24 protein-coding genes are annotated in these 26,849 nt (G+C 40.5%); 20 read left to right on the forward strand and 4 right to left on the reverse strand.

The features are described from left to right. Nucleotides 1–506 precede the first annotated feature (506 nt). The 7 genes from LC653_RS05690 to LC653_RS05720 all read left to right on the forward strand — a co-directional run bounded on the left by LC653_RS05690 (nucleotide 507) and on the right by LC653_RS05720 (nucleotide 7,007). The gene (locus LC653_RS05690; protein WP_229493262.1) at nucleotides 507–1,094 is read left to right on the forward strand and encodes a L,D-transpeptidase; all 588 of its coding nucleotides are present in this window, start codon (nucleotides 507–509) and stop codon (nucleotides 1,092–1,094) included. Nucleotides 1,095–1,497: 403 nt separating this feature from the next. After that, complete coding sequence (locus LC653_RS05695; protein ID WP_229486128.1) at nucleotides 1,498–1,671, forward strand: hypothetical protein; 174 nt, start codon at nucleotides 1,498–1,500, stop codon at nucleotides 1,669–1,671. Nucleotides 1,672–1,850: 179 nt separating this feature from the next. Further along, nucleotides 1,851–2,183 (forward strand): RNA-binding regulator, encoded by a 333-nt coding sequence (rbp, locus tag LC653_RS05700; protein ID WP_229493264.1) that lies wholly within the window; start codon nucleotides 1,851–1,853, stop codon nucleotides 2,181–2,183. A gap of 115 nt (nucleotides 2,184–2,298) precedes the next feature. After that, nucleotides 2,299–2,487, forward strand: a complete 189-nt coding sequence (rpsU, locus tag LC653_RS05705) for a 30S ribosomal protein S21 (protein ID WP_012407716.1) — start codon at nucleotides 2,299–2,301, stop codon at nucleotides 2,485–2,487. Nucleotides 2,488–2,758: 271 nt separating this feature from the next. After that, the gene (locus LC653_RS05710) at nucleotides 2,759–4,519 is read left to right on the forward strand and encodes a protein kinase domain-containing protein (RefSeq protein WP_229493266.1); all 1,761 of its coding nucleotides are present in this window, start codon (nucleotides 2,759–2,761) and stop codon (nucleotides 4,517–4,519) included. A 516-nt stretch (nucleotides 4,520–5,035) separates the two neighbouring features. Then, the gene (locus LC653_RS05715; RefSeq protein ID WP_229493268.1) at nucleotides 5,036–5,662 is read left to right on the forward strand and encodes a PEP-CTERM sorting domain-containing protein; all 627 of its coding nucleotides are present in this window, start codon (nucleotides 5,036–5,038) and stop codon (nucleotides 5,660–5,662) included. Nucleotides 5,663–5,717: 55 nt separating this feature from the next. Then, a complete protein-coding gene (locus tag LC653_RS05720; protein ID WP_229493270.1) occupies nucleotides 5,718–7,007 on the forward strand; it encodes a molybdopterin molybdotransferase MoeA in 1,290 nt (429 codons plus the stop codon). 250 nt (nucleotides 7,008–7,257) lie between these two features. Here LC653_RS05720 and LC653_RS05725 read toward each other — a convergent pair whose 3' ends face one another. Further along, nucleotides 7,258–8,490 carry a cysteine desulfurase-like protein gene (locus LC653_RS05725; RefSeq protein ID WP_229493271.1) on the reverse strand — a complete coding sequence of 411 codons (1,233 nt, stop codon included), beginning with the start codon at nucleotides 8,488–8,490 and terminating at the stop codon, nucleotides 7,258–7,260. A gap of 395 nt (nucleotides 8,491–8,885) precedes the next feature. Between LC653_RS05725 and LC653_RS05730 the strand changes: the two genes are divergently transcribed. Beyond that, nucleotides 8,886–9,107, forward strand: a complete 222-nt coding sequence (locus LC653_RS05730; RefSeq protein WP_229493273.1) for a DUF4327 family protein — start codon at nucleotides 8,886–8,888, stop codon at nucleotides 9,105–9,107. Between the two features lie 497 nt (nucleotides 9,108–9,604). Here the strand turns inward: LC653_RS05730 and LC653_RS05735 are convergent, their stop codons facing one another. Further along, nucleotides 9,605–10,630: an ABC transporter permease gene (locus LC653_RS05735; RefSeq protein WP_118169532.1), complete on the reverse strand. Its 1,026-nt coding sequence runs from the start codon at nucleotides 10,628–10,630 to the stop codon at nucleotides 9,605–9,607. Between the two features lie 455 nt (nucleotides 10,631–11,085). After that, nucleotides 11,086–12,738, reverse strand: a complete 1,653-nt coding sequence (locus tag LC653_RS05740) for an ABC transporter substrate-binding protein (RefSeq protein WP_229493275.1) — start codon at nucleotides 12,736–12,738, stop codon at nucleotides 11,086–11,088. A gap of 235 nt (nucleotides 12,739–12,973) precedes the next feature. On the opposite strand from LC653_RS05740, the gene LC653_RS05745 reads away from it, so the two are divergent. Continuing rightward, a complete protein-coding gene (locus LC653_RS05745; RefSeq protein WP_229493277.1) occupies nucleotides 12,974–13,192 on the forward strand; it encodes a helix-turn-helix domain-containing protein in 219 nt (72 codons plus the stop codon). A 181-nt stretch (nucleotides 13,193–13,373) separates the two neighbouring features. Here the strand turns inward: LC653_RS05745 and LC653_RS05750 are convergent, their stop codons facing one another. Beyond that, entirely contained in the window at nucleotides 13,374–14,249 is an 876-nt protein-coding gene (locus LC653_RS05750) for a DNA adenine methylase (protein ID WP_229493279.1), read from the reverse strand. 293 nt (nucleotides 14,250–14,542) lie between these two features. Here LC653_RS05750 and LC653_RS05755 point away from each other — a divergent pair, with 293 nt between their 5' ends. The 11 genes from LC653_RS05755 (at nucleotide 14,543) to LC653_RS05805 (ending at nucleotide 26,702) form a co-directional block, all read left to right on the forward strand. Beyond that, the gene (locus LC653_RS05755) at nucleotides 14,543–14,869 is read left to right on the forward strand and encodes a hypothetical protein (RefSeq protein WP_229493280.1); all 327 of its coding nucleotides are present in this window, start codon (nucleotides 14,543–14,545) and stop codon (nucleotides 14,867–14,869) included. A gap of 459 nt (nucleotides 14,870–15,328) precedes the next feature. Continuing rightward, nucleotides 15,329–16,858 carry a photosystem II chlorophyll-binding protein CP47 gene (psbB, locus tag LC653_RS05760; protein ID WP_229493281.1) on the forward strand — a complete coding sequence of 510 codons (1,530 nt, stop codon included), beginning with the start codon at nucleotides 15,329–15,331 and terminating at the stop codon, nucleotides 16,856–16,858. 82 nt (nucleotides 16,859–16,940) lie between these two features. After that, nucleotides 16,941–17,048, forward strand: a complete 108-nt coding sequence (locus LC653_RS05765) for a photosystem II reaction center protein T (protein WP_084227385.1) — start codon at nucleotides 16,941–16,943, stop codon at nucleotides 17,046–17,048. Between the two features lie 343 nt (nucleotides 17,049–17,391). Then, entirely contained in the window at nucleotides 17,392–18,489 is a 1,098-nt protein-coding gene (locus LC653_RS05770) for a 30S ribosomal protein S1 (protein ID WP_229493282.1), read from the forward strand. Nucleotides 18,490–18,648: 159 nt separating this feature from the next. Continuing rightward, the gene (locus tag LC653_RS05775) at nucleotides 18,649–19,383 is read left to right on the forward strand and encodes an HAD family hydrolase (protein WP_229493283.1); all 735 of its coding nucleotides are present in this window, start codon (nucleotides 18,649–18,651) and stop codon (nucleotides 19,381–19,383) included. Nucleotides 19,384–19,732: 349 nt separating this feature from the next. Further along, entirely contained in the window at nucleotides 19,733–20,317 is a 585-nt protein-coding gene (locus tag LC653_RS05780) for a Uma2 family endonuclease (protein WP_229493422.1), read from the forward strand. Between the two features lie 770 nt (nucleotides 20,318–21,087). After that, nucleotides 21,088–21,732, forward strand: a complete 645-nt coding sequence (locus LC653_RS05785) for a DUF4360 domain-containing protein (RefSeq protein ID WP_229493284.1) — start codon at nucleotides 21,088–21,090, stop codon at nucleotides 21,730–21,732. Nucleotides 21,733–22,264: 532 nt separating this feature from the next. Beyond that, nucleotides 22,265–22,897, forward strand: a complete 633-nt coding sequence (locus LC653_RS05790; protein ID WP_229493285.1) for a DUF4360 domain-containing protein — start codon at nucleotides 22,265–22,267, stop codon at nucleotides 22,895–22,897. A 760-nt stretch (nucleotides 22,898–23,657) separates the two neighbouring features. Beyond that, nucleotides 23,658–24,290 carry a DUF4360 domain-containing protein gene (locus LC653_RS05795; RefSeq protein ID WP_229493286.1) on the forward strand — a complete coding sequence of 211 codons (633 nt, stop codon included), beginning with the start codon at nucleotides 23,658–23,660 and terminating at the stop codon, nucleotides 24,288–24,290. A 970-nt stretch (nucleotides 24,291–25,260) separates the two neighbouring features. Beyond that, nucleotides 25,261–25,893 (forward strand): DUF4360 domain-containing protein, encoded by a 633-nt coding sequence (locus LC653_RS05800; protein ID WP_229493287.1) that lies wholly within the window; start codon nucleotides 25,261–25,263, stop codon nucleotides 25,891–25,893. 182 nt (nucleotides 25,894–26,075) lie between these two features. After that, nucleotides 26,076–26,702 carry a DUF4360 domain-containing protein gene (locus tag LC653_RS05805; RefSeq protein WP_229493288.1) on the forward strand — a complete coding sequence of 209 codons (627 nt, stop codon included), beginning with the start codon at nucleotides 26,076–26,078 and terminating at the stop codon, nucleotides 26,700–26,702. The last annotated feature ends 147 nt before the right edge of the window (nucleotides 26,703–26,849 follow it).

A 26,849-nucleotide genomic window follows, 5' to 3' on the forward strand; every position in this document is an offset into this window, starting at 1 on the left:
ACAGGAATCAAAACGCCGACCAAAAATTAGACAAATCGCTTTTAAAGATAAATCAGTTGGTAGAGGAGAATCTAGAACACGGACTAGACGACGTGAGAGAGTCATTACAAGACGAGAATATAAACCACGGGTTCGGCCAGTAACATATACACCAAAGAGAGAAAGTATTCAACAAAGGAGGATAAGAAGACCTGTTAGATCATCTCCAAGAATACCTTCAATACCTCAAAACTTCCCAATCAGGCGGGGGTAAAAATAGATTTATGAAAAATTGATAAAAATGACCAAACTAAAAAGGCAAAAATCAAAAGTCAGAAATGAAGGTAGTTGATTCTTGAATTCTAAGTATTTTTTATTAATCCAATAGGGGTTTAGCTGGAAGGTAAAATAAAGGGGAAGGTGCAACAATAAATCAAAAATTGGCTATCAGGTTTACTTAGAACCTGATAGCCGTGATTTATTTAGGCAACCCTAATTACTAGGCCTATTATCAAGATAGATAGTTTATGCAGATCAAGATAATAAAGAATAGCCTGTATTTTCCTACTGGTTTAAGTATTATTTTTGGTGCAATCGGATTGTTTTTCTGGATACAATCACAACATAAAGCTAAAGTAACTGTTGTCCAAAGTGCAGATTCCCGAAAGACAATTGAGAAGCCAGTACCTCCTAAAGTAAAACTAACTACTCCAATAGCTTCTAAACAACACATCCGTCTAGTGCTTAAAAGAAGTACACGGCAGTTGTATGTATATAAAGGAGATAATTTCCAAGCTAGCTACCCAGTGGCAGTTGGTAAATCAGGATTGGAAACGCCATTAGGAAAGTTTAAAGTTATTGAGATGTTGAAAAACCCCGATTGGACAAATCCTAAAACTGGAAAATTAGTTCCTCCGGGTGCAAATAATCCATTGGGAGAACGCTGGATTGCATTTTGGAATGTTGGTAGAGAGTACATCGGATTTCATGGCACTCCTGATAGATCATCCATTGGAAAAGCAGTTTCTGGTGGTTGTGTTCGGATGTATAACGAGAATGTCCTTGAACTGTATGAAATGGTCAAACTTGGTACACCAGTGTTAGTAGAACCTTAATTAGTATTGAGCCGAGATCCGGCCGGATACCGGATACCGTTGGCGAATTCCCCAAATAGGGGTAAATATAGCGTAGACACTGTTTGCGAAACATTGCTTAACAATTTTGGCAAGTAATATTGCACGAAAATTCGGTTCTTGGCAACTTTTGGTGATGATTGAAGGTTACGCGCTTTGAGCCAGAAGACAGAAGGCAGAAGGGTTTTAAACATTTTGCCTCACATAAGTGAAACTTGTGAGAAAGACTCAGTTCCAATTTTGTTGACGATGACACCCATGACGGTAGGCGGGTAGGCGATCGCAGTTGCTTTCATAGTGGGTTCTCCAAAAGAGTATAAGTCGGCATAGCCTTTATTTGTTGCCTGACTTTGCCTTTCATATTAAAATTTGGGAGTAATACTTTATGGTTAATACAGTCAAACGTTCAATTCGGATATTAAAGATACGCCCCTGCATGTCTGATTTCCTTGATCACCCTACAGGATTTATCTTCTTCCATTTCCAACCCTTTTTTGCGGTGGGCTGTACTTATGGTAGGTGGGGGCAGGCGATCGCACCGACGCGATCGCATCACTAGTTAATGATCTGTTAACGATCTACTGGATGCAGAGAGTTGGCTCGTATGTCATCCTAGATTAGGAGAGTTAATTCGGTGATGTCTTTGGTTTTAGTATTGAAAGGCTTTTTCCTTTTAGTATTTACAGACTACTCAGAGAAATTAAAATCTCTACACAGTGATGATTTTGGAGAGAATCGATGTCAATTTATGTAGGTAACCTCTCTTATGACGTTACACAAGAAGATTTAAGTGGTATTTTTGCAGAATATGGTACTGTAAAGCGGGTTCAAGTACCTACTGACCGTGAAACAGGTCGTCCACGCGGCTTTGCTTTTGTCGAAATGGGAACCGAAGCTGAAGAAGCAGCTGCCATTGAAGCTCTTGATGGTGCTGAGTGGATGGGTCGTGACCTGAAAGTGAATAAGGCTAAACCTAAAGAAGATAGAGGTGACAGAGGTGACAGAGGTTCCTTCGGTGGTAACCGAGGAGGATACGGCGGTGGTGGCGGCGGTGGACGCAACCGCTACTAACCTTGGAAACAAAAAAATTTGCCTAGAGTCTTAAGGTCAGACAAGGAGTCTGTCTTTTTTTTGCAATGTTACTGCTTCCATAGCCATTGATGAAGTCAACTTAGTAGGAGAAATAATGACCCAAGTAATCGTAGGTGACAATGAACACATTGAGTCAGCCTTACGGCGATTTAAGCGAGAAGTTTCCAAGGCTGGAATTTTTCCAGACATGAGAAAGCATCGTCATTTTGAAACGCCCCTAGAAAAACGCAAGCGCAAAGAAGTTGCCAAGCACAGGCAGAGTAAGAGAAGTTTCCGTAACTAAGGGCTGACATAGATATAAACGAATAGACTTGGTTTAGTGATATTTCGTCTCGGAAGATCCCCCCAACCCCCCGATAAATTGGGGGGCTTAATCCCCTCCTTTTTAAGGAGGGTTAGGGAGGATCAAGTCTTAACCCAAGCAGCGTATTCAGATATATCAGATATAAACGAATGCCCTCATAGATTTTATGAGGGTTTTCCTTTTGCCTATTTTAAAATCAGGAAACCTAAAGAAACGCTAAAATCAAGTCAGCCTTTGTATTGTAGCGGTTGTGTCCCACATCACTCAGAGTGCGGTTCACTGCATAAATCCTGATTGTCAACGTCCTTATCCTCAGCCTTGGGGAAACAAATTTTGCAACAGTTGTGGCACACCGCTAGAACTGTTAGACCGCTATGTTCCACTTCAGCCTTTGGGGTCGGGAGGATTTGCTCAAATTTACACGGTTTGGGATGAAAAAACTCAAACAGAGAAAGTGCTGAAGGTGTTGGTAGAAGATTCACCAAAGGCACTGGAGTTATTTACCCAAGAAGCGGCGGTTTTATCCAGTTTGCACCATCCGGGTGTCCCTAGAGTCGATGCCGAAGGGTATTTTCAGCTACAACTGTTTAACCCCAAACCGCACCAATTGCCTTGTCTGGTAATGGAAAAAATCAATGGGCGGACTTTAGAGGAGATATTAAAAAAGTTTCCCCAAGGATGTCCAGAGGATTTGGTTTTAAACTGGTTTGCCCAAGCTGTAGAGATTTTACAAGAATTACACAAACGTCAGATTCTTCACCGGGATATCAAACCTTCTAATTTAATGCTGGGCACTTCTTCGCCATCTTTAACCCCGTCTCAAGGGCAAACAGGGGGCGATCGCTTAGTACTAATTGATTTTGGAGGAGCAAAACAATTTAGCCCCTCTAAGCTGCGTTCTCAGTCTAGTTCCACCCGATTATTTTCTTCAGGCTACAGTCCACCAGAACAAGTGACTGGCGGAATTGTCGGGCCAAGTGCCGATTTTTATGCCCTTGGTCGAACAGTGATTGAACTACTAACAGGCAAGTACCCGCTAGAGTTGGAAGATCAGCAAACGGGGAAATTGCGCTGGCGAACTGCGGTAAATGTCAACCCCCAATTAGCAGATTTGCTGGACGAGATGGTACAGGAGGATGTGCGATCGCGTCCGGCAAATGCAGCTATAATTCAAAAACGTTTGGCGAAGATTTCTCAAACATTACCGCCGCCAGGATTATTTGCCCAACTGCGAGACAACGGGAAGCTTGCCTCAAGGCAAGTTTCCCAGAGATTTACACTGCTAACACAAGCTATTGAACAAGCCCTAGCTAACTTTAGCCAAGCTGTCAACAAAACCGTTATTTTTATCGCTCAGACAATCATCAAAATTTTGCAAGCTTGTTTGGCAACGATTTGGGCAATGATCCTGGCTTATGTTGGCGCTTGTTTTGGTGTGATCGCTGGTTTTATTTTGGCATATCACACAAGCTTGGGTCGTCAGGTTGTGGAATTTATTTGGAGTCAGCAAAACCAATTAGTGCCAAATACTCAACCCGTCTTGGGGGCAGATATTTTGGTATTCATCGCCGCAGGTTGGGGAACCGCTTGGGGACTGACAGTATCCGGGTGTTTTGGTCAACAGCGACGCTTTTTAGTAGCGTCGCTGATGGGCATGATTAGCTATGGCTTCGGTTGGTTGATTTTGCAATTAATCACACCCAAAGATAGCGGTGAGGGCTTAGTGGCAGTGATTTTAGTGGCAGTTTGCCTACTTACCCTAAGTTTAGGGCTTCGCAGCCATCATATAGTGTATGCTGTGTTCGCGGCCTTTGGAAGTGCGATCGCCTATGCAGTTTTGATTCTTTTGAGGTTAGCACCTCCGATCTTCCAATTCTCTAGTCAACCAGGCTGGTCAGAGTTACAGTTACCTCTGATTTTTTTTGGTTCTGTGGGCTTTTTTATCAGCTTCTGGTTAGGAGTGACTTACTACCTAATTGTCCCTGGATTGCGGTTTTTAGGGTGGCGTTAAATCAGTGAACAGTGAACAGTTATCAGTTAAAAATTGATAACTGATAACTGTTGAAGAACGCAGGAGGCAGAACTTGCATAAATCCAAAATAAGAACCCCACCCCGCCCCGCAAGCCTATGGTGTACACACAAGTTCTGTCCACATACGTTTCAACTCTTTTACCCACATTTTTGTCAGAGTTAAACTGTCACACCCAGCGACATCCCGCCCAGAACTAAAGTTCAGGGCTAATAGCTGAAGTCCACTTAAGTGGACTGAACGATCAATTTAGTCCACTTAAGTGGACTTCAGCTATGAGACTCGGAATTCATTCCGAGGCGGGATAGAAACGCAGTGTGAGATTTATTAGGCTGCGACAAGACTTGTGTGTACACCGTAGCCCCGCAAGCGAGGAGGGGTTGGGGGTTAGGGACTTTTGCAAGAGGTCTATCTAATGACTTGAGCTTTCATTGTATTTTTGGGAAATATTGTATTGTTGTAGAAACTGAATTTTAATAAATTTGGAAGTTTTATCCATGACACATCTGTTTACTAAAACCGCTATTAGTATGGTGACGATTACTGCTTTAGGGTTAGCGATCGCTATAACCGCTAACGACCTAGTTCATGCTGCTGAGTTCAATTTTAACTGGAAAGGAGACACTGGTTATTCAGCTAAAGGTTCATTTAATTACGATACAACAGCTGCTCCAAGCGTCATTTCTGAGTCAGGTTTGGGAGCTACAAATAACTTGCAGTCCTTCTCAATTTCCTTCTTTGATCCATTGAGTACTTTAATAAATAGCTTCACTCCAGTGCTTAGTGGTGTATCTAACTACAGCTTTTTGAGATTCAACTTTGATAGCACTAAAGAGGAAATCTTTGGCCCCTTTGATGTTGGCAAGGATGATGAGCTTCCTGGTGACACATGGCTCAATAATAATCTCGCACTCATAGACGAAGGTTTGAGTGATGAGGTTCTAGCTAAAGAATTTGGTTTCAACAATAGAAATGCAGCAGGCACAAAGCAAATACTAGATTTAAGTAACAATTCGGTTCAGGTATCTAAAGTCCCCGAAGGAAGCATAATTATAGGTTTACTAGCAGTGTGTAGTTTGGGATTTAGCCTCAAGCAGAAATTCAATCCAAAATTTAAAATTTAAAATCTAAAACTGGTCAGTGTCAAAGGGATAAAAACAAAAGTCGGAGGCGATCGCTATGGTATCAGTCAGCGATGCACAAGCAATTATTTTAAATTTAGTACAACCGTTGGATCACCAGCGTGATACAGAAGTTGTCGATTTATTAGTAGCAGATAGTCGGATTTTGGCAGTGCCTGTCACCAGTCCGCTAGATTTTCCCCATTGGGATAATTCGGCAATGGATGGCTACGCAGTTCGCTATGAAGATGTACAGCATAGCAGCGAAAACCCAGCCGTTTTAGAAATTGTTGAAGATATTCCGGCTGGGTATCAGCCCAAGTCTACCATTCAACCAGGGCAAGCCGCGCGGATTTTCACAGGTGCGGTGATCCCAGCAGGTGCGGATACTGTAGTCATGCAAGAAAAGACACGCCGCGAGGAAAACCGTGTATTTATCCTGGATGCGCCAAAACCGCAAGAATTTGTCAGACAAAAAGCATCTTTTTACCAAGCCAGAACACAACTATTACCAGCAGCAATTAAGTTAAATGCTCCAGAAATTGCCGTATTGGCAGCAGCACAATGTCCGCAATTAAGTGTTTACCGCCGTCCGCGTGTGGCAATTTTTTCCACTGGTGATGAGTTGATGACAGTTGAACAACCGTTGCAACCGGGGCAAATTGTAGATTCTAATCAGTATGCGCTAGCAGCTTTGGTGAGACAAAGTGGTGCAGAACCAATACTTTTAGGCATAGTCAAAGACGATCCAGTTGCTTTGGAGAAAGTTATTGCCCACGCCGTTGCGATCGCTGATATAGTTCTCTCTTCTGGTGGTGTCTCAGTAGGAGATTATGACTATGTTGATAAAATTCTAGAGTCACTAAAAGCAAAAATCCACATTCGGGCTGTAGAAATGAGGCCAGGAAAACCCCTCACCGTCGCCACATTCCCCACTCCCCCTACTCCCTCATCTCCCTCATCTCCCCCTACTTCCCCACTCCCCACTCCCCACTCCCCACTCTACTTTGGTTTACCAGGAAACCCTGCTGCTGTGTTGGTGACATTTTGGCGGTTTGTGCTACCAGCAATCAAGAAACTTTCGGGAATTACTGAAGGTTGGGAACCAGTGTTTTTGAAAGTGCGATCGCATCATGAGTTGCGATCAAACGGCAAGCGCGAAACTTACCTTTGGGGTAAATTGCATTTAATTGATGGAGTTTACGAATTTCATCAAGCTAATGGTAGTCAAAGTTCCGGCAATTTAATTAATTTAGCTCAAACCAATGCTTTAGCTGTTCTCCCGGTGGGTAAAACATTAATTTACCCACAAGAAGAGGTGCAAGTTTTGCAGCTTAGTAATGGGTAATAGAGAATGTGGACAAGCAAAATAACCTATTACAAATGACAAATGACAAATGACAAATTACAAATGGCTAGTCTAAAATATAGGGCTATTTCATTCTATACATAAACCGCCCAGAACTAAAGTTCTTTGGCTTTTAGCTAAAGTCCGTTAAAACGGACTAGAACCTTTTCTCAGTCATCTTTAGATGACTTTCGCTATTAGACTCAGAATTCATTCTGAGGCGGGCTAGATGAGAATGAAATAGCTCTGTCTAAAATACCTGCTCAAAAGCCTCAATCAAGCTGTTAACTTCCTCAAGGGTGTTGTAATGTACCATACTCACCCGGACTATTCCACCTTGCGATGCTAAACCCAGGTATTCAATCAGCCGTTTAGCATAAAAGTCTCCGTAGCGAATCGCAATATAATGTTGGTCAATTTTTGCCGGAATGGTTGAGCTATTCATTCCATCTACTACAAAAGATATAGTTGGCACACGGAATTTACGGTTAGCTTTTGATTGACCAATCACTCGCACATTAGACTTGCTGTTGAGGTAATTTAGAAGGCGATCGCTAATATGTTCTTCATGTATGCTAATTAAATCAAACGTCTGCACCATTTGATTTCTCAAATCAGGTGCAGTTTGATTGCCGTAGTGCAATTGTGCTAATTCACTTAGATAATCACATAAACCCAACATTCCATAACTTAATTCAAAATTGACATTCCCTAACTGAAATTTATAAGGTATATCTGTCTGGTCAATAAAATAATGATTAAGACCAGGTAATCTTAATAAATGTTCTTCTTTGCCATAAAGTAAAGCATGATGTGGCCCGTAAACTTTATAACAACTCAAAGCATAGAAATCAACATCTAAATCTTGGACATCAACTAATCTGTGGGGTGCATAAGCTACACCATCCACACAAATCATCGCGTTGCGATCGTGTACAAATGCAGCAATTTCTTTGATAGGATTGATGGTTCCCAGAACATTAGAAGCATGAGTCAAGGCTACTAGTTTGGTGCGCTGACTCATCAATGGTTCCAAATCTGCTAAATTAAGTTCCAAGCTATCTGGGCGAATTTGCCACACTTTAACCTTCATTCCTTGTTTTTCGAGAGCAACCCAAGCACCAATATTGGCCTCATGGTCACAATTAGTAACAATAATTTCATCACCAGGTGTAAAGGTTTGACCAAGACAAATTGAAAGAACTTTCAACATCATTGTAGTAGATGGGCCCATAACCACTTCTTTATAAGAATTGGCGTTAATCAAAGTAGCCATTCCCCTAATTGCTAAAGCCAATCGTTCTCCTGCAAGTTGAGAAACTGCATAAGAAGCTCCCAACTGGACATCAGAACTCAGAAGAAATTCGCTAATTCTATCTACTACTTTTTTCAGGGTTTGTGACCCGCCAGCATTATCAAAAAATGTCCATTCACCAGCTAGGGCGGGAAAATATTGCCGAACTTTATCAAGATTCAGGAGCATAGTATAAGTTTTTTGGAGAATGTTCTTTACCCTAGCCTACCTTTTGGCAAGTCCCCCAGAGAGCATCATATCCTCTCTTGGTGTTTACAGCTTGTTATGCCAGCCTTCTTACTCTGCAAGAATCTCTCTAGAGGGGGTATACTTGGGGACTCAAAGAGGATCTTACTGACATATAGCGATTCCCGTATGGGTAAGGTACAAAAAAATCATTAACCACAGATACTAGTAGGCACATGCCCTCATTCAATTGAGAATCGCTATATCTAACTTCCTGCAAGGGTTAATGTCTTGATTCTTTACAATTATCGTCAATTTTATTTGATAAGTTTAAGGTAGAGCCAAAGCAACTATTGTTTTGATTTTTAATTCCTTAATTGAAAACAAAGGAACGAGCTATGGATACTACGGTAAAATACAACATTGAGGTTATCAAGGAAGAAGCACTTAAACTTGTTAAAAAGAGACTTGTTAACCGTCAGCAGTCAATTTATACCCTGTGTAAATATATTCCTTATCGTGACTGGCTTAATTTTGAACTTGAGTTAGAAAAAAACGAATTTCTGCTCAGAGATAGAATTATCGACCTATTGAGTGACGAATCGTGGGAAAACGATTGAGGCTGCATTTAGAAGCTGAACCTTTTTAGCAGCATCCCAATAAAATTAAAATTAAAAATTCCTTTTTAAGCATTAAAAAGCCTCAAATTACGTTGGGGGTTATAAACAAGAGATTATTAGAGGTTATTTATAAAGTAATAGGGTGCGGCTCTTTTAAAAAGAGAAACAATAAACCTCTTGCGAAAATCCTTGATCCGCCAGGGACTCAAGTCCCTCTCTTATAGCAAAAGTCCGTTTAAACGGACTAAAATTATTGTTATTAGTCGGTTTAAACCGACTTGAGCTATTAGCCCGAAAATTTATTTTCGGGCGGATGTTCCACTTTTGCAAGAGGTCTAATGAAGTTAGACAACCATTGGGAGTGATGGTGGAGTAAGAGAGCAGCTTCTGCACCTGTTAGGCTCAACCTCGCGCCAGTGATATCCATTTTGTGTTTAACTTGGTATCGTCTTTTGATAAGAGCCGCACCCAAATTATCAAGAGTGAATAATTCTTGGCTAATATCGAATTCGCGGATCTACATAAGCATTTAAAATATCAATTAAAATGCTGGCACTCACAACGATCGCACCAAAAAATACTAGCACTCCCTGAACTGTGGGATAATCGCGATCGGCGATCGCTTGATAGAGTCGATTAGCTAACCCAGGCCAAGAAAATGTTACCTCCGTCAAAATCGCTCCACCTAACAGAGACGCAAAGGTTAATCCCAAGACTGTAATTACCGGAATTAACGCATTTTTTAAGGCATGGGAGGCTAAAATCTTATTTTCACCAATACCTCTGGCTCTAGCGGCTTCTACATAATCTGCTTGTAAGGTTTGCTTTAAATTCACTCGTACAATTCGCTCAAAAATCCCACTGAGCAAAATTCCTAGTGTGAGACTCGGTAAGGCAAGATGGTGCAAAGATGTGAAAAACTGAGTGAAATTTCCACCGAGCAAGCTATCAATTGTATACAATCCAGTGACAGTAGTGGGAGCCGGAAGATTGGGCGGAAAGCGGTTGGAATTGGGAAACCAACCCAGTTGGACTGAGAAAATCAACTGCAAAAGCATTCCCGCCCAAAACATGGGGAGTGCGTAGGTGATGATACCAAATAAGCGCCCACCAACATCAAAATATGTCCCAGGACGAGAAGCGGAAAGAGTCCCAACCGCAATTCCAACGATGAGTGCAACCGCCATACTACATACTGCTAACTCCACCGTCGCTGGGAAATATTGTCCAATTATGTCCCAAACATTTTGTCCTCGACTCATTAAAGACGTTCCCAAATCAAAACGTAGTATGCTTCCCAAATAATTGAGGTACTGTAGCCACAAAGGAAGGTTTAAACCTAGTTGTTTTCGCAATTCTTCTTTAGCAGCTTCTGGCGCACGTCCGCCGAGAATTGCATCTGCTGGATCTCCTGGTGTTGCTCTTAGTAAAAGAAATACAATGGTGATAATAGTTAATAGCTGAAGTGGCGCAAGAAGCAACCGAGAAACAATGTAATATTGTAAAGCTTTAGAGCGAGACATAAGCAATTTAAAATTATAAATGCAGTTTTGAAATGAAACTATTTTAGCTATTAACTAGATATATATAGCAATCCTAAATCATTCGTGAAAATCTCTCTTTATTCTCTCTGCGTTCTCTGTGCCTCTGCGGTAGCCTACGCCAAGCCACTCTGCGTCTACATTATAAAAAATTATTTTTCACAAATCAGATAGGTTTGCTATATTGAACAAAAAATATTTTATTTAAGAGGATGTTTGAAAAGTGGTATGTTGTGATTTTAATCGAATTATTACCCCCCTTAGTCCCCCCGATATATTGGGGGGAAACAAGAAAATCCGGTTCCCTCCCCAATATATCGGGGAGGGTTAGGGTGGGGTAAAAAAATATTTGATACATCAATCATGACTTTTCAAACACCCTCTAATAGTCAAAAGTCAATGGTCAACAGTTATGACTAATGACTAATGACTAATGACTACTTTTTAATTGTCTGGTAAACCAGAATTTGGGTCGGGTTAAGTTGTACGCTGTTCACACCATTTCGGGCAAATACATAGTCTTTGCTTTGCCATAAAGGAACATAAGGTACATCAGTAGCTACTTGCGTTTGAATTTCTGCAAAAATTTTCTGACGCACTTCGGGATTTAGTTCTTTGCGTTGCTGATCAATCAGTTTATTGATGGCTTCGCTATAGTAAAACGAACCCTGAGTTTGACTGCCTCCATCTTCGCATCCTTTAGCAACTGAACCTTTATCACAAGACAAAAACGGCTGGACGTAATTATCTGGGTCTAAAAAGTCTGGATACCAATCAAGTAAAGCTCCTGGATATAAACCTTTAGAAATGTCTTTAAAAAAGGCAGGCCCTTCTGCTTGGGTGACTTCAAATTGCAGTATTCCATCCATTTTCGCATCCACAAGAGATTTGAGCGTCTGTGCTGCCAAACTCCGAGTAGGTGAACTAGAAGGATACCAAATTTGTACTTTTGCAGGATTCTCTTTGGAAAAACCAGCAGTAGTTAATAATTTTTTAGCTTGATCAAAGTTAGCATCGCCATATTTATCTTTAAATAATGGCACAGAAACATTAAACGTTGTGGGAATCATGCTATAAAGCGGATCTGCTTGACCAAGTAATGCCCGCTCATTTAACAGTGGACGGTCAATTATTGATGCGATCGCTTGTCTTACCTCTAATTTATCTAAAGGCTGCTGATTCCGGTTTAATACCAGATAACTTACTACGCTACCTTGAGCTGCGATCGCTTGCCAATCCCCTTTTTTACCGCCTTCTTCTAAGCTACGATTTTGATCTGGCTGTAGCGACAGATAAGCTACATCGATTGCGCCTGTACGGAAAGCATTAAACAGATTAACCGGACTAGTTTGAATTTGCAGGTTAACACCCTTGTTAACTGGTTTTTCTCCCCAATACTTATCAAACACATCAAATCGAATTGAATCAGTACCATACTGTCCTAATTTGTAAGGGCCAGTCCCCACAAAAATATTCGGTTTGAATTTACCAGCACCAAGTTCGTAAGCTTTTGGCGAAACTGCACACACCCCAGGAAACGCCAGCAATGAAGGAAACGCTGCAAAGGGCTTTTTCAGCTTAATAGTTAATTCATACTCGCTTGGAGTTTTTACCGAATCTACTATATCACCTAGTAAAAATGAGGGTTTTCCTTTATTTTGAATAAAGCGGTTGATGGTAAACGCCATTGCTTGGGCATTGAAGGGAGTCCCATCGTGAAAAACCACTCCCTGACGTAAGGGAATGGTATAAGTTAAGGCATCTTGACTGACTTTGGGTAATGCTGTAGCTAGCTGGGGCTTAATTTCTGTGCTTCCTGGTTCGTAGGTGTAGAGGCGATCGCTCATATTAAACACCAAACCTAAGGATGCTAACTCATAAGTATCAGCCGGATCAAGGGTTCTCGGCTTTGCTGTTGTACCTATAGTAATACGACCATCACCTGTAGGGCTATTCACAGAACCCGATGGTGGCGTAGTAGTCTGTGGACGAGGAGCGCAACTAACAACTAAAAATAAACATAGACAGAACAAAGATAGGAATTGTGTAATCCGACCCCACCGTTTCACGGACAAGGAAAACCAGGTCATACAGTTAAATTTTATCTGATTAGCGGTGAGTGATTTTACTATATATTCGCTAGTTTTATAGCAATTTTTACAATTGCTTACTAATCTACATACTTTTTATAGAGGGCTTTGCTCGGATAGATAGATTATGTTTATTCAGGATGATTAAGTAAAAATACTTTGATGCTAACTATAGTATGTAGAACTTTAGTATGCATAAGTTTACTACTATCTTTAGTTGTCTTAGCAAAATTCTATGAGAGCTGAGATACTTGATAAATTTGGAAAACGAGTCAGAGATGAAAGATTGCAGAGAGGACTATCCCAAGAGGAATTAGCCGAAAAAGCAGAACTTCATCGCACATACATAGGAATGATTGAAAGAGGCGAAAAAAACATCACTCTTATAAATATTGGAAAAATAGCTAAGGCGCTGGCTATAGCTGTAGATGAATTATTAAAAGATATTAATTAAAAATGCTTAAAGAACAACCCAGTTATTAATTTTGGCAAGGTTCAAAATTTAGAATTAACAGAAGTTCCTTCTCCAAAAAATAAATGGATAGAAATAGAAAAATGCGAACCTTTCTTCGATGAATTACTTCTAAAAGTTTAGATTTTCACCTCATTTACATTAATTATTTCTAGATAATAATTCAAAATTTTAAAATTAACTGTTCAGATTTTTGAGAAGTAGAGTCAAGAGAATAGTAGTTTAATATAAAAATTTCTTTCCCCTTATATCGTTCGCCTTTAAAGTTATCTTGTTTACTTTTTCCATTTTTTTGATCGTCGGTTCTATTAATTGTATAATTCCATTCTTTGTCGTGTATTTCCAATGCCCATTCATATAATTTTCTAATTGCTTCGCTATTATCGTAAGTTATAAGAAATTTTATTCTCTGCTTATGTCTGTTTAATATTTGGCATAGCCTGAAATGATCGTCTTTAGAAAATGAATGAACATAAAATTTATCTTGATCTGCATTGAAATAAGGAGGATCAATAAATAAGAAAGATCCATCAGGTACAGATTTGATAACTTCTTCAAAGTCAAAATTAGTAATTTTAACGTTTTGAAGTTTCTCAGAAGTTCGACGGATATTTCTGGGCCAATTCTCTGGACGCATACTGTATTTTTCACCATATCCCCAATAACAGTTCTGATGCTTCATGATCCCAGAGTAGGAGGTTCTGTTGAGGTAAAACCATCTACCAGCTTGTTCTAGTTTATTTTGTGGTATGAATTCATTTTTGTAATATGTATGTCTTTCTTTAGTAGCAGATTCACCTTCTAAAAATTTTATTAATTCTTCGGGTTTATCTCGAATTATTAACAAGGTATTTATTAATAATTCATCAATATCATTGAGCCAATTAATATTTACTTTATCTTTTACAAAAAAGATAGATCCACCCCCTGCAAAAGGTTCAGCATAACAGGAGTGGAAAGGAATCTGATTAAGAATCAAATTACGAGCATAAAATTTGCCACCAGGATATCTAAATGGTGAGTTTATAGGTTTGTTCATAATTACCTAAAGTATTCATAAAATTATGTTCGGTATTTGCTAACTATAGTATACATAAACATTTGTTGTCACCTTTGCAAGAAAATAAAACTAGTAGCTTAAAATCAGATATTGTGATGTTGTTATTTGTTGTACTGAAGTTCAATGAAATAAATAAGTATTTTCCCTATTAATAAAGTGGGCAATAATCATTTAATTAACTTAATTTAAAATATCATTAGTGATACATTATTAACAAATAATATACGATATCGTAAACAGCAGATTGAAAGTCTAACAGTGAGACTAAAAACGTGAAGTATTTCTTTCTATCTGAGGGATGGGCAGTTGCTAGAGTCTGGGCATCTGATGGACTCTGGCAAATAACCGCATGGCGACGCCAACCAGATATTCAGCGAATGAATATTTGTTTAGTGGAACAAAACGAATTGCTATGGCTTTATCGAGTTGAAGAAGCCGTTTTAACCGTGGAAGTGAAGCCAACAACACCAGTAATTGCCAGTCAGACCATAGGACAAGTTGTACTCAAGCGTCTGATGAGTGCTGAACAGGTAATTGAACGGCTGGGTAAGGCTGAGACGAAATGTCAACTGCAAAACATCCAATTGGTGGTTCAGTAGATAGTGGGGAGTGGGGAATAGGGAGTAGGGAGTAGGGAGTAGGCCAAGTAACATAACAACATAATTATTCTTGTCCCCTCCTCTTGTTCCCCCACTCCCCTCATAAAGAAAAGATAAGCAAATTTAATCCCCGACAGCGATTGGTAGCGAAAAAACTTGGACATGCTACGCGATCGCATCAATTTACACGCTTGCAAACAATTCCATCAATAGTTACACTTTTTAAAACATTCTCATTTTTGCTTGGCGGTGGCTACCCTACAAGGTAAACCTCCCGAAGCGAGTAAGCATTGCCAAAGCACCCATGCCGTCTAACTTATAAGACTAAGCTGTGGTAAGGCTTCGGCTCTGGCAATAACAAAAAACAAGAGAGAGTTTTCTGAGTGGCGGTTTTCGTTTCTCAGAATCTCAGTAAGAAAATTGCTTTGTAAACTAACTCATCGAGGAGGAGCGTAGTCGATGGGACTACCCTGGTACCGAGTACATACAGTCGTTCTGAATGATCCAGGGCGGCTGATTTCTGTACACTTAATGCACACAGCCTTAGTAGCAGGCTGGGCTGGTTCGATGGCACTCTACGAACTGGCTGTTTTTGACCCTAGCGATCCGGTTCTCAATCCCATGTGGCGTCAAGGGATGTTCGTTCTACCCTTCATGTCACGTTTGGGCGTTACCCAATCTTGGGGTGGTTGGAACGTGACTGGTGGCCCAGCAACTGATCCTGGCTTCTGGTCATTTGAAGGCGTTGCTGCGGCTCACATTGTTCTTTCCGGTCTTTTGTTCCTAGCCGCCGTTTGGCACTGGGTTTACTGGGATTTGGAACTCTTTAGAGATCCCCGCACTGGTGAACCTGCCCTAGACTTGCCAAAAATGTTTGGCATTCACCTGTTCTTATCTGGTCTACTTTGTTTTGGATTTGGTGCTTTTCACCTCACCGGACTATTTGGCCCAGGCATGTGGGTTACTGACCCCTACGGTATAACTGGAGCAGCGCAAGCAGTAGCACCAGAATGGGGCCCAGATGGTTTTAACCCATACAACCCTGGTGGGATTGTGGCTCACCACATTGCTGCTGGTGTTGTTGGTATTATTGCAGGCTTATTCCACCTCACAGTCAGACCCCCCGAACGGCTCTACAAAGCCCTACGGATGGGGAACATTGAAACAGTACTTTCTAGCAGTATTGCAGCAGTTTTCTTTGCTGCTTTCGTTGTTGCTGGTACTATGTGGTACGGTAACGCCGCCACTCCCATCGAATTGTTTGGCCCAACCCGCTATCAATGGGATCAAAGCTACTTCCGTCAAGAAATTCAGCAGCGCGTCCAAACAAGTGTTGCCCAAGGTGCAACCCTTGAGCAAGCTTGGTCGCAGATTCCCGAAAAGCTGGCTTTCTATGATTACGTCGGTAATAGCCCCGCTAAAGGCGGTCTATTCCGTACAGGGCCGATGGTTAAGGGTGATGGCATTGCTCAGTCTTGGCAAGGTCACGCCGTATTCAAAGATTCTGAAGGACGGGAATTGACCGTGCGTCGTCTCCCCAACTTCTTTGAAACCTTTCCAGTGATTTTGACCGACGCAGATGGAATTGTCCGCGCTGACATTCCCTTCCGTCGGGCAGAATCTAAGTATAGCTTCGAGCAATCTGGTGTCACCGTCAGCTTCTATGGTGGCAATCTGAATGGTAAGACCTTTACAGAACCAGCTGATGTGAAAAAGTATGCCCGGAAAGCTCAAGGCGGTGAAATCTTTGAATTTGACCGGGAAACCTTGAACTCTGATGGTGTATTCCGCACCAGTCCTAGAGGTTGGTTTACATTTGGACATGCAGTATTTGCTCTCTTGTTCTTCTTTGGCCATCTCTGGCATGGCTCTCGGACAATCTACCGAGATGTATTTGCTGGTGTTGATGCCGATCTAGAAGAGCAAGTTGAGTGGGGTCTATTCCAGAAAGTGGGTGACAAGTCAACCCGCCGGAAGGAAGCTCTATAATTTCAGTGCTGAGTTATGAGTTAAGGCTCTGACTCAGCACTAAAAAGTTTAATTACTAGCTCTATAGGCAGGAAATCGTAATATGGAAAGCGTTGCGTACATCTTGATTTTTACTCTGTGTATAGGTACTCTCTTTTTTGCGATCGCATTTCGCGAACCCCCTCGCTTTGAGAAACCAAAAGATAAGTAGATCCTATATACCAGACCTTTAAGCGGATTTGATGTTAGTATCCGTTGCTACGATCCTTAGTAGCAACGGATATTATTGTATTTGTCCTTTGTCCTTTGTCCTTTGTCTTTTATGTTGTTTCTCACTAATGACCAATGACTAATGACTAATGACCAATGACTAATGACTAATGACTAATTGTTGTGATATAATTTCCAATCTTGGGAGTAGATATGTGTTAATACTAGCTTTTCTGCGCTAGGATGAAAATGGATGTTAATGTAGGCTGCCATAAAACTGTTTGCATAACACATCGCGCTTGTCACACAACCTTTACGGAGACTAGAACCAGGAACAAATCAGCATGGTCAATCAGAATTTAACCGCTACAGAAATTGGATTCACTCACGAAGATTTCGCTGCTCTACTTGACAAATACGATTATCATTTTAGCCCTGGTGATGTTGTACCAGGAACAGTTTTCAGTATAGAGCCGCGCGGCGCTCTGATTGACATTGGTGCTAAAACCGCAGCATATATTCCTATACAAGAAATGTCTATTAACCGGGTAGATAGCCCGGAAGAAGTCTTACAGTCAAACGAAACCCGAGAATTTTTCATCCTCACCGATGAAAACGAAGATGGTCAATTAACCCTTTCCATTCGCCGTATTGAATATATGCGGGCTTGGGAGCGCGTGCGACAGCTGCAAGCAGAAGATGCTACTGTCCGTTCTGGCGTATTTGCAACCAATCGCGGTGGAGCATTAGTACGGATTGAGGGATTACGTGGCTTTATCCCCGGCTCCCATATCAGTACCCGCAAACCTAAAGAAGAATTGGTAGGCGAAGATTTGCCATTGAAATTCCTAGAGGTGGATGAAGAACGTAACCGATTAGTTCTATCTCACCGTCGGGCGCTGGTTGAACGTAAGATGAACCGCCTAGAAGTCGGCGAAGTAGTAATTGGTACAGTTCGTGGCATCAAACCCTACGGTGCTTTCATCGACATTGGCGGCGTCAGTGGTCTACTGCACATTTCTGAGATTTCCCACGAACATATTGATACACCTCATAGCGTGTTCAATGTCAATGATGAAGTAAAAGTTATGATCATTGACTTGGATGCAGAAAGGGGTCGGATTTCCCTATCTACCAAGCAGCTAGAACCCGAACCCGGCGACATGATTAAAAACCGGGATTTGGTCTACGATAAGGCGGAAGAAATGGCTGCTAAGTATCGTGAACAGCTATTAGCCAAGCAACAAGGTGCTACTGCTGCCCCTGCTGCACTTGCGGATGTTGTAGCAGAAGAAGATATTCCACCAGCAACGGAACTTGACGAAGATATTCCACCAGCAGTGGAACTTGACGAAGTAATTCCACCAGTTGCGGAAATTGAAGAAGATATTCCAGCAGCGACGGAAACTGAAGAAGAAATTCCAGCAGCTATTGAAGAATAATACATTTATAGTTTTACTTATTTTTAAGTAAGAGTATTAAATCATACTATAAAGAGGGAAAAACCCTCTTTTTTTATGTGGAGAATTGGGGACAGTTAGGAGTTAAGCATAAAAACTCATAACTCTTCACTTTTAACTAAATAAATGGAATGAAATATTGTGGCAACTATTAAATGTAGAAACATCACTTTTGATAATATCCAGGCAATTTTGTTTGACAAAAACGGTACCCTAGAAGATTCAGAAACGTATTTGCGATCGCTCGCACAAAGAGCAGCAAGGTTGATAGACGCTCAAGTTCCCGGTATTGGGGAACCGCTATTAATGGCATTTGGCATCAATGGCAATCTTCTAGATCCGGCAGGTTTGATATCGGTAGCGAGTCGCCGTGAAACAGAAGTTGCGGCTGCGGCATATATTGCCGAAACAGGAAGAGGATGGTTTGAGTCTTTAAAAATAGCCCGTCAAGCTTTGGATGAAGCGGAAAAATACATTGAAAAAACTCCTTCACCCCTGTTTGTAGGTAGCTTAGACTTGTTGAAATACCTACACAAAGGGGGTTTGAAACTCGGTATCCTCTCAGCTGCAACAAGCGATGAAGTACATAACTTTGTAAAGAATCACCAATTAAATGATTATATCGAGTTGGAAATGGGAGTAGATGAGGGGCCGAGTAAACCAGATCCGGTACTATTTTTGCAAGCTTGCCAAGCTTTGGGAGTCGAACCAGGCGCTACATTGATGGTGGGTGATTCCGTTGGTGATATGCAAATGGCGCGTGATGCTAAAGCCGCAGGTTGTATTGGTATCACTTGGATGGGTAAGTCGGATAACGTCCGAGGTGCGGATGTGGTGATTAATCAACTTGATGAAATCCAGATTTTAGAAGATTAGATTAATTTATAGCAGTTTTCAATTGCGTGAAGTAGGGGCGTATATATGTGCATGCGTGTCAACTTAAGCTCAAATGCATGTCCCACAGGCGTTTTACCCCCCTTAATCCCCCCGATATATTGGGGGGAAACAGGAAATTTAGTTCCCTCCCCTTTCTAAGGGGAGGGTTAGGGTGGGGTGACGCGGATCGTGATGGGAAGCCAGAGAACTGAATATCACGTCTTGACAAGGGTTTCACGTTAAGTTGACACCAATGATATATGTGTGCCCTTGCATATCATACTATTTTTGGTGTGTCAAGTTAAAACTGCTAGGATATTAATTGCTCCTCACAGTTGCTAAACAAGCGATGCAAAACACAGAAACGACGTTACAACTTCGCCTGTGGACAGTTAAAGAATACCACCGGATGGCTGAGGCTGGGATTTTTGGTGCAGATGAACGAGTAGAACTGCTAGAAGGAAAGATAATTTGGATGATTGCTAAAGGGACAGCCCATAGATCAGCAGTGGGGAGAACAGATAGATTACTGCAAAATAGTTTAAGGAATCGGGCTTTGATATGTGTTCAAGACCCAGTAAAGTTGAATGAATGGTCTGAACCAGAACCGGATATTGCTGTAGTTAAAGTAGATCCGCTGGACTACGCAGACCACCATCCTACTCCCAAAGAAGTTTATCTGATTATTGAAGTAGCAGATAGCAGCCTGAAACTAGACTGCGAAATCAAAGCTAAAGCCTACTCGCAAGCGGGGATTAGAGATTATTGGGTGTTAGATGTGGTTCGTCGTCAATTGCACGTCTTTCGAGAACCAACTCAGGATGGCTATCAAAGTGAAGTAATTTTGGCACAAGATGCGACTATTTCACCTTTAGAGTTTCCTGATTTGAGCATTACGGTTTTGGAAATTTTACCACCGTTGAGAGGATCTTAGGTAAAAGCGATGTCTGAAGACAAGTACTGATGCTCGTAAATGTTGCGCTAGCAAAGAACGAGCGTCCATAGGGAGCGTCTGACTCGCTACCGCGCAGTCGCCTGACGCGACTTCACAGCAGTTGCTGCAATGCACTTCCTTGGGATCTGCCGAGGGAAACCCTACCAAAAGGCTGTCTCACCGTTACATATCTACGTACTTTCCCGTAATTATTTGTTAAAATTTACTTGATCTATTCCTTTAGATAGATATAAAATATTTCTCAAATGACTTACTATTTCTTTCGAGACTTGTTGTACAGGCAATTCTCAATAGAAAAATTCAGAAGTCAGAATTCAGGAGTCAAAATCAATTAGTGGGGGATTGAGACCCACCCATTTGTTTTTGACCACTAAATCTTCTCCCTTGGATGACGCTAGGCGAATAATTTAGTCGCCGTCTTAAACCCATTTATTCATTCGCTCGTAGACTTGCTACCCCTGCGATATCCGGCAGTTGTACAGAGTTCGATTCTAAATTCTCAATTTTAACTCCTGAATTCTTGTCTGGTAAGTGAAATACGCTGAGAAATAATTTCACAGCCAGAAATTGATTTTTTTATCCTATTTCTGTCTGCCTTAGCAGAGCGTATTGAACATATTTAATAACGGCTAAAAGTCCCCAAACCCCAAACAGGCTGCTGGGTAAAATTCCTTCGTGTAGAAGTATCTTAGGAATTTTAAGTTGCAGCTAATGTCCAGAAATTACACGTTTTTGCGGAGTCGAAAATTATGAAAATTTTAACTGGTCTGATTTCCAGCTTGACACTACTGAGTTTAAATGTTGTCGGTTTATCTCAGGTACAGGCTCAAACACCACAAGGATTTACTTTTCAAAAAGTTCCAGTAACTCTTTTCGGAAATGGTTGCCCAGCGGGAACAGCAGAGGGAATTTTGAATGGAGATACTCTTTCAGTAACATTTTCTGAGTTTGAAGCTAAAGCTTCACCTCCTAGGGTTGTATCAGCATCCTGCAATCTACGAATCGGTCTTAATGTACCTTCTGGATTGAATGTTCAGCCGATTAACGTCCAATATCTTGGCTTTGCAGATGTGCCTGCAAGAGGTAGTGCTAACCTGAACGTTAGAATACTATTTCAAGGTCAAATAGTTCCAACTAACAATAATCCAAACGCAACGTTTAACCCTGGCTTTTCAGATGTTTGGAGCAAAAATGTAGGTATTGTATTAGGCACAATAAATGCGTGTAAGAACCCAGTGAGTTCGATTTTTGGTATCAATACAAATCTGACCGCAAGAGCTACAAATGTATCAACTAAACCTGAAGGTCTAGAAACCCAAATCCGAATTGATACAATCGACACAACAATCGGCCCTGTATTGTTCAGAATCAAGTTTGCTTTTAATCCTTGTTAGATTTTTTAAATGCATAATTCAGTTTTGCATTTAATTTTTCACAACAGCTGATGCCTCTAAAAGGATGTTTTAAAAGTCCAGGAAGGTATAACTTTACCTTTCTAGCTCAGGTCAACTGCGACGAAAAAAATACGATTTCAGCCATGTACTGAGATGGTTCGCCGTGATTTATCATGAGAGCAAAATACCCTTTTAAAACATCCTCTAAAGTTGCTTGACCAAAGTTATCCAAAGATTTCTTCCAATCGCTCTGAAGAAATCTTTGGCTATCTGTTGTTAAAAATAGTATTGGCAACAAAATGGCAATTCTTAAATAAATGAAATAGCTGATAATATAATTTCAGAACTAGAAATTGATTATTTTATCCTATTTCTCTCTGCTTTAACCAAAGCGTATTACAGACAATTAAGAACTGCTATAAGTCCCCAACAGGCTGTTGGATAAAATTAGTTTGTGTAGAAGGATCTAAGGGAATTTTAAGTTGCAGCTAATTTGTACAGGAAATTACACGTTTTCGCGGAGTCTAAAAGTATGAAAGTTTTAACTGGCATTATTTCCAGCTTGACGCTACTGAGTTTAAATGTTGTCGGTTTATCTCAGGTACAAGCTCAAACAGAAGGATTTTCGTTTCAAGATGTTCCAGTGACTCTTACGGGAAATGGTTGCCCGGACGGAACAGCACAAGGAGTTTTGAATGGAGATACCCTTTCAATAACATTTAGTGAATTTGAAGCGAAAGCTCCACGTTCTAGGGTTGTATCAGCATCCTGTAATCTGCGGATCGGCCTGAATGTACCTTCTGGATTTAACGTTCAGCCGGTTAACGTCAAGTATCTTGGCTTTGCAGATGTGCCTACAAGAGGCAGTGCTGACCTGAACGTGAAAATACTTTTTCAAGGTCAACAAGTTGAAACTATCGATAATCCAAACCGAACGTTTCCGGCTGGCTTCTCAGATGTTTGGAGCAAAGATGTAGGTATTGTATTAGGCACAATAAATGCATGTAGGAACTCAGTGAGTTCGGTTTTTGGTATCAATTCAACTCTGATAGCAAGAGCTACAAGTATACCTAGAGGCCAAGAAACCCAAATTCGAATTGATACAATCGACACAACAATCGGCCCTGTATTGTTCCAAATCAAGTTTGAGTTTAATCCTTGTTAGGTTTTTTAAATGCATAGTTAGTTTTGCATTTAATTTTTCCCAAAAGCTGAACTCTCAAAAGCTGCTTTACCAACTTATCGAAAGATTTCTTCCAATCGCTTTGAATAAATCTTGGACTCTCTGTGTTGATAAATAGTTAGGTCAAGTCAAAGTAGTTGATAAATCTATCAAAATCAGAATTTGCCAAACATACGTCTTTGGATAGGTAAAATATATTATTTCTCTGTGATTTTGAATTTTTTCAAGGATTATGGTAATGGCAATTCTGAATTGGAGAATAATTCAGAAGTAAGAATTCAGGAGCGGAGCCGGAGACGCTCCGCCTCCGGTCAGAATCAATTTAGTGGGGGGGTCAGACCCACCATTTTATTGTTGAACACTAAATCCTTCGCGTAGCGTCTCCAAAAGAGAAGATTTCGTGGGGGTATTAAACCCATTTATTCATTCTGCTGGTAAACTAGCTACTGCTGCGCTATCCGCCACTTATACAGAATTCAATTCTGAATTCTAAGTCTCGACTCCTGAATTATTTTCTGAGAAGTGAAATACGCTGATAAATAATTTTCGAGTCAGAAATTGATTGTTTTATCCTATTTCTGTCTCCCTTAAGCAGAGCGTATTGCAGACAATTAAGAACTGCTAGAAATCCTCAAACCTGGAAAAGGCTACTGGGTAAAATTTATTATTGTAGAAGTATTTTAGGAATTTGACATTGCAGCTAATATCCATAGGAAATTACACATTTTCGCGGAGTTATTAGATGAAAGTTTTAACTGGTCTTATTTCCAGTTTGACGCTACTGAGTTTAAATGTTGCGGGTTTATCTCAGGTACAGGCTCAAACACCAGGATTTACGTTTATAAGAGATACAGCAACTTTTTTCGGAAATGGTTGCCCAAACGGAACAGCACAGCTAGTTTTGAATGGAGATACTGCTTCAGTATCATTTTCTGCGTTTGAAGCTAAAGCTTTACCTTCTAGGGTTGTATCAGTATCCTGCAATCTGCGGTTCCCTCTTAATGTACCTTCTGGATTTAACGTTCAGCCGATTAGCGTTAAGTATCTTGGTTTTGCAGATGTGCCTACAGGAGGCAGTGCTGATCTGAGGGTTGAAATATTATTTCAAGGTGCAAGTATTGCAACTATCAATAATCCAAACCAAACGTTTCCGGCTGGCTTTTCAGATACTTGGAGCAAAAATATAAATGTTATAGCAAACACAATAAATGCATGTAGTAACCCAGTGAGTTCAGTTTTTGGTATCAATTCAACTCTGACGGCAAGAGCTAGAGGTATACCTGCAAATCAAGAAACACAAATCCGAATTAATACAATCGACACAACAATCGGTCCTGTATTGTTCCAAATTAAGTTTAAGTTTAATCCTTGTTAGGTTTTTTAAATGCATAGTCAGTTTTGCATTTAATTTTTCCCAAAACCTGCTCCCTCTAAGAGGTTGTTTGAAAAGTATTTGGCTGTGATTTTAGGAGTTCGATTATTGGTATCAATTCAACTCTGACGCTAAGAGCTACAAATCTACCTAGAGGTCAAGAAGCCCAAATCCGAATTAATACAATCGACATCAAGTTTGCTTTTAATTCTTGTTAGGTTTTTTAAATGCATAGTTAGTTTTGTATTTAATTTTTCTCAAAAGCTACTCGCTATAAAGCTGCTTTACCAACTTTTTGAAAGATTTCTTCCAATCGGTCTGAAGAAGTCTTTAACTCTCTGTCTTGATAAATAGTTAGGTCAAGCCAAAGTAGCGGATAAATCTAACGAAATCAAAATTTACAAAATATCTGTCTTTGGATAGGAAAAATATATTTGTCTGTGATGTACAATATTATCAAAACTTCTCATGAGGGCAGTTCTTAATTAAAGAAGAATTCAGAAGTAAGAATTCAGGAGTCAGAATCAATTAGTGGGGGGTTCAATCCTCGCTATTTTATTGCAGAACATTAAATCGAACCCGAGTGCGTTTCCAAAGGAGAAGATTTAGTGGGGGCCTTAATACCCATTTATTCATCCCCTGATAGACTTGCTACCGCTACGCTATCCGCCAGTACTTCGGCAGGCTCAGTAACCATCGTACAGAATTCGATTCTGAATTCTAAATATTGACTCCTGAATTATTTTCTGAGAAGTGAAATACGCTGATAAATAATTTCCGAGTCAGAAATTGATTGTTTTATCCTATCTCTGTCTCCCTTAACCACAGCGTATTGCACACATTTAAGAACTGCTAGAAATCCCCAAAACCCAAAGAGGCTGCAAGGTAAAATTTCTTTGTCTAAAAGTATCTTAGGAGTTTGATATTGCATGTAATATTCATAGGAGATTAAACATTTTCGGGGAGTTACTAGATGAAAGTTTTAACTGGTATCATTTCCAGTTTGACGCTACTGAGTTTAAATCTTGTGGGTTTATCTCAGGTAGAGGCTCAAACACAAGGATTTGAGCTTCAAGAAGTTCCAGTAACTCTTTTCGGAAATGGTTGCCCAAACGGAACAGCAAAGGGAATTTTGAATGCAGATAGTCTTTCAATAACATTTTCTGAGTTTGAAGCTTTAGCTTCACCTCCTAAGGTTGTATCAAAATCCTGCAATCTGCGGATCGGTCTTAATGTACCTTCTGGAGTGAGCGTTCAGCCGATTAACCTCAAGTATGTTGGCTTTGCAGATGTGCCTCAAGCAGGCAGTGCTGACCTGAATGTGAAAATACTTTTTGAAGGTCAAGAACTTCCAACTATCGATGATCCAAACACAACGTTTGGGCCTGGCTTTTCAGCTACTTGGAGCAAAGATGTAGGTATTGTATTAGGCACAATAAATGCATGTAAAAACCCAGTAAGTTCGATTTTTGGTATCAATTCAACTCTGACGGCAAGAGCTAGAGATATACCTGCAAATCAAGAAACCAAAATCCGAATTGATAAAATCGATACAGAAATCGGCCCTGTATTGTTCCAAATAAAGTTTGCTTTTAATCCTTGTTAGGTTTTTTAAATGCGTAGTTACTTTTGCATTTAATTTTTCCCAAAAGCTGATCTCTCAAAAGCTGCTTTACCAACTTATCGAAATATTTCTTCCAATCGCTCTGAAGAAATTTTTGACTCTGTGTCTTGAGACATAGTATTGACAACAAACCTGAGAAGCTCTCCTTATTTGAGATGAAAGATATGAAAGTTTTAACTGCTCTTATTTCCAGTTTGACGCTACTGAGTTTAAATGTTGTGGGTTTATCTGAAGTACAGGCTCAAACAGTACAGCCTCAAACACAAGGATTTCAGTTTGAAAGTGTTCCAGTAACTGTTTTCGGAAATGGTTGCCCCTCGGCAAGTGCCCAAACAAGTTTGGTAGGAAATACTCTGTCTGTAACTTTTCCTCGATTTCAGGCTGTAGCTGTATCTCCTAGAGTGGTAGCACAATCTTGCAATCTCAGAATTGGGCTTAATGTGCCTAGAGGCTATAGAGTTCAGCCCATTAACCTCAGGTATTTTGGTTTTGCAAATGTGCCTCAGGGGGGCAGTGCTGCCCTAAGGGTTAGAGCAGTGTTTCAAGGGAGACAAGTTCCAATTTCTAGTAATGATCCAAACGCAAACTTCCCGGCTGGCTTTTCAGGAGGATGGCTAAAAGATGTAACTATTACACCAGATACAATAGACGCATGTGCTAACCCAGTGAATTCGGTTTTCGGCATCAACACAACTTTGATAGCGCGTGCCACAAATGTAGCTGCGGGGCAGCGAACTGTAATTAGATTGAATGGGAGTTATAGAATTCGGTTTAATGTGACTCCTTGTTAGTAGTAGTCTGTGAAGCTAGTTTTGATGGTTTTTAGTAAGGACTTTAGTGCTTAGAAAATAAGGACTTTAGTCCTTGCTACGAACTTGCGTACCCATCAATTTAAACTTGACAGACTAGTAGGGGCAAGACCCATTAAATTAATCCTC

The organism is Nostoc mirabile CHAB5784, from assembly GCF_020829645.1.
GTDB lineage: Bacteria > Cyanobacteriota > Cyanobacteriia > Cyanobacteriales > Nostocaceae > Nostoc > Nostoc mirabile.

Coding starts and splice junctions, on each gene's coding strand:
- LC653_RS05735 (WP_118169532.1), bottom strand. CDS start 10,630: ATGTCTCGCTCTAAAGCTTTACAATATTACATTGTTTCTCGGTTGCTT.
- LC653_RS05780 (WP_229493422.1), top strand. CDS start 19,733: ATGCAAAACACAGAAACGACGTTACAACTTCGCCTGTGGACAGTTAAA.
- LC653_RS05785 (WP_229493284.1), top strand. CDS start 21,088: ATGAAAATTTTAACTGGTCTGATTTCCAGCTTGACACTACTGAGTTTA.
- rbp (WP_229493264.1), top strand. CDS start 1,851: ATGTCAATTTATGTAGGTAACCTCTCTTATGACGTTACACAAGAAGAT.
- LC653_RS05765 (WP_084227385.1), top strand. CDS start 16,941: ATGGAAAGCGTTGCGTACATCTTGATTTTTACTCTGTGTATAGGTACT.
- LC653_RS05770 (WP_229493282.1), top strand. CDS start 17,392: ATGGTCAATCAGAATTTAACCGCTACAGAAATTGGATTCACTCACGAA.
- rpsU (WP_012407716.1), top strand. CDS start 2,299: ATGACCCAAGTAATCGTAGGTGACAATGAACACATTGAGTCAGCCTTA.
- LC653_RS05745 (WP_229493277.1), top strand. CDS start 12,974: ATGAGAGCTGAGATACTTGATAAATTTGGAAAACGAGTCAGAGATGAA.
- LC653_RS05750 (WP_229493279.1), bottom strand. CDS start 14,249: ATGAACAAACCTATAAACTCACCATTTAGATATCCTGGTGGCAAATTT.
- LC653_RS05740 (WP_229493275.1), bottom strand. CDS start 12,738: ATGACCTGGTTTTCCTTGTCCGTGAAACGGTGGGGTCGGATTACACAA.
- psbB (WP_229493281.1), top strand. CDS start 15,329: ATGGGACTACCCTGGTACCGAGTACATACAGTCGTTCTGAATGATCCA.
- LC653_RS05790 (WP_229493285.1), top strand. CDS start 22,265: ATGAAAGTTTTAACTGGCATTATTTCCAGCTTGACGCTACTGAGTTTA.
- LC653_RS05720 (WP_229493270.1), top strand. CDS start 5,718: ATGGTATCAGTCAGCGATGCACAAGCAATTATTTTAAATTTAGTACAA.
- LC653_RS05725 (WP_229493271.1), bottom strand. CDS start 8,490: ATGCTCCTGAATCTTGATAAAGTTCGGCAATATTTTCCCGCCCTAGCT.
- LC653_RS05695 (WP_229486128.1), top strand. CDS start 1,498: ATGGTTAATACAGTCAAACGTTCAATTCGGATATTAAAGATACGCCCC.
- LC653_RS05690 (WP_229493262.1), top strand. CDS start 507: ATGCAGATCAAGATAATAAAGAATAGCCTGTATTTTCCTACTGGTTTA.
- LC653_RS05805 (WP_229493288.1), top strand. CDS start 26,076: ATGAAAGTTTTAACTGCTCTTATTTCCAGTTTGACGCTACTGAGTTTA.
- LC653_RS05800 (WP_229493287.1), top strand. CDS start 25,261: ATGAAAGTTTTAACTGGTATCATTTCCAGTTTGACGCTACTGAGTTTA.
- LC653_RS05715 (WP_229493268.1), top strand. CDS start 5,036: ATGACACATCTGTTTACTAAAACCGCTATTAGTATGGTGACGATTACT.
- LC653_RS05795 (WP_229493286.1), top strand. CDS start 23,658: ATGAAAGTTTTAACTGGTCTTATTTCCAGTTTGACGCTACTGAGTTTA.
- LC653_RS05730 (WP_229493273.1), top strand. CDS start 8,886: ATGGATACTACGGTAAAATACAACATTGAGGTTATCAAGGAAGAAGCA.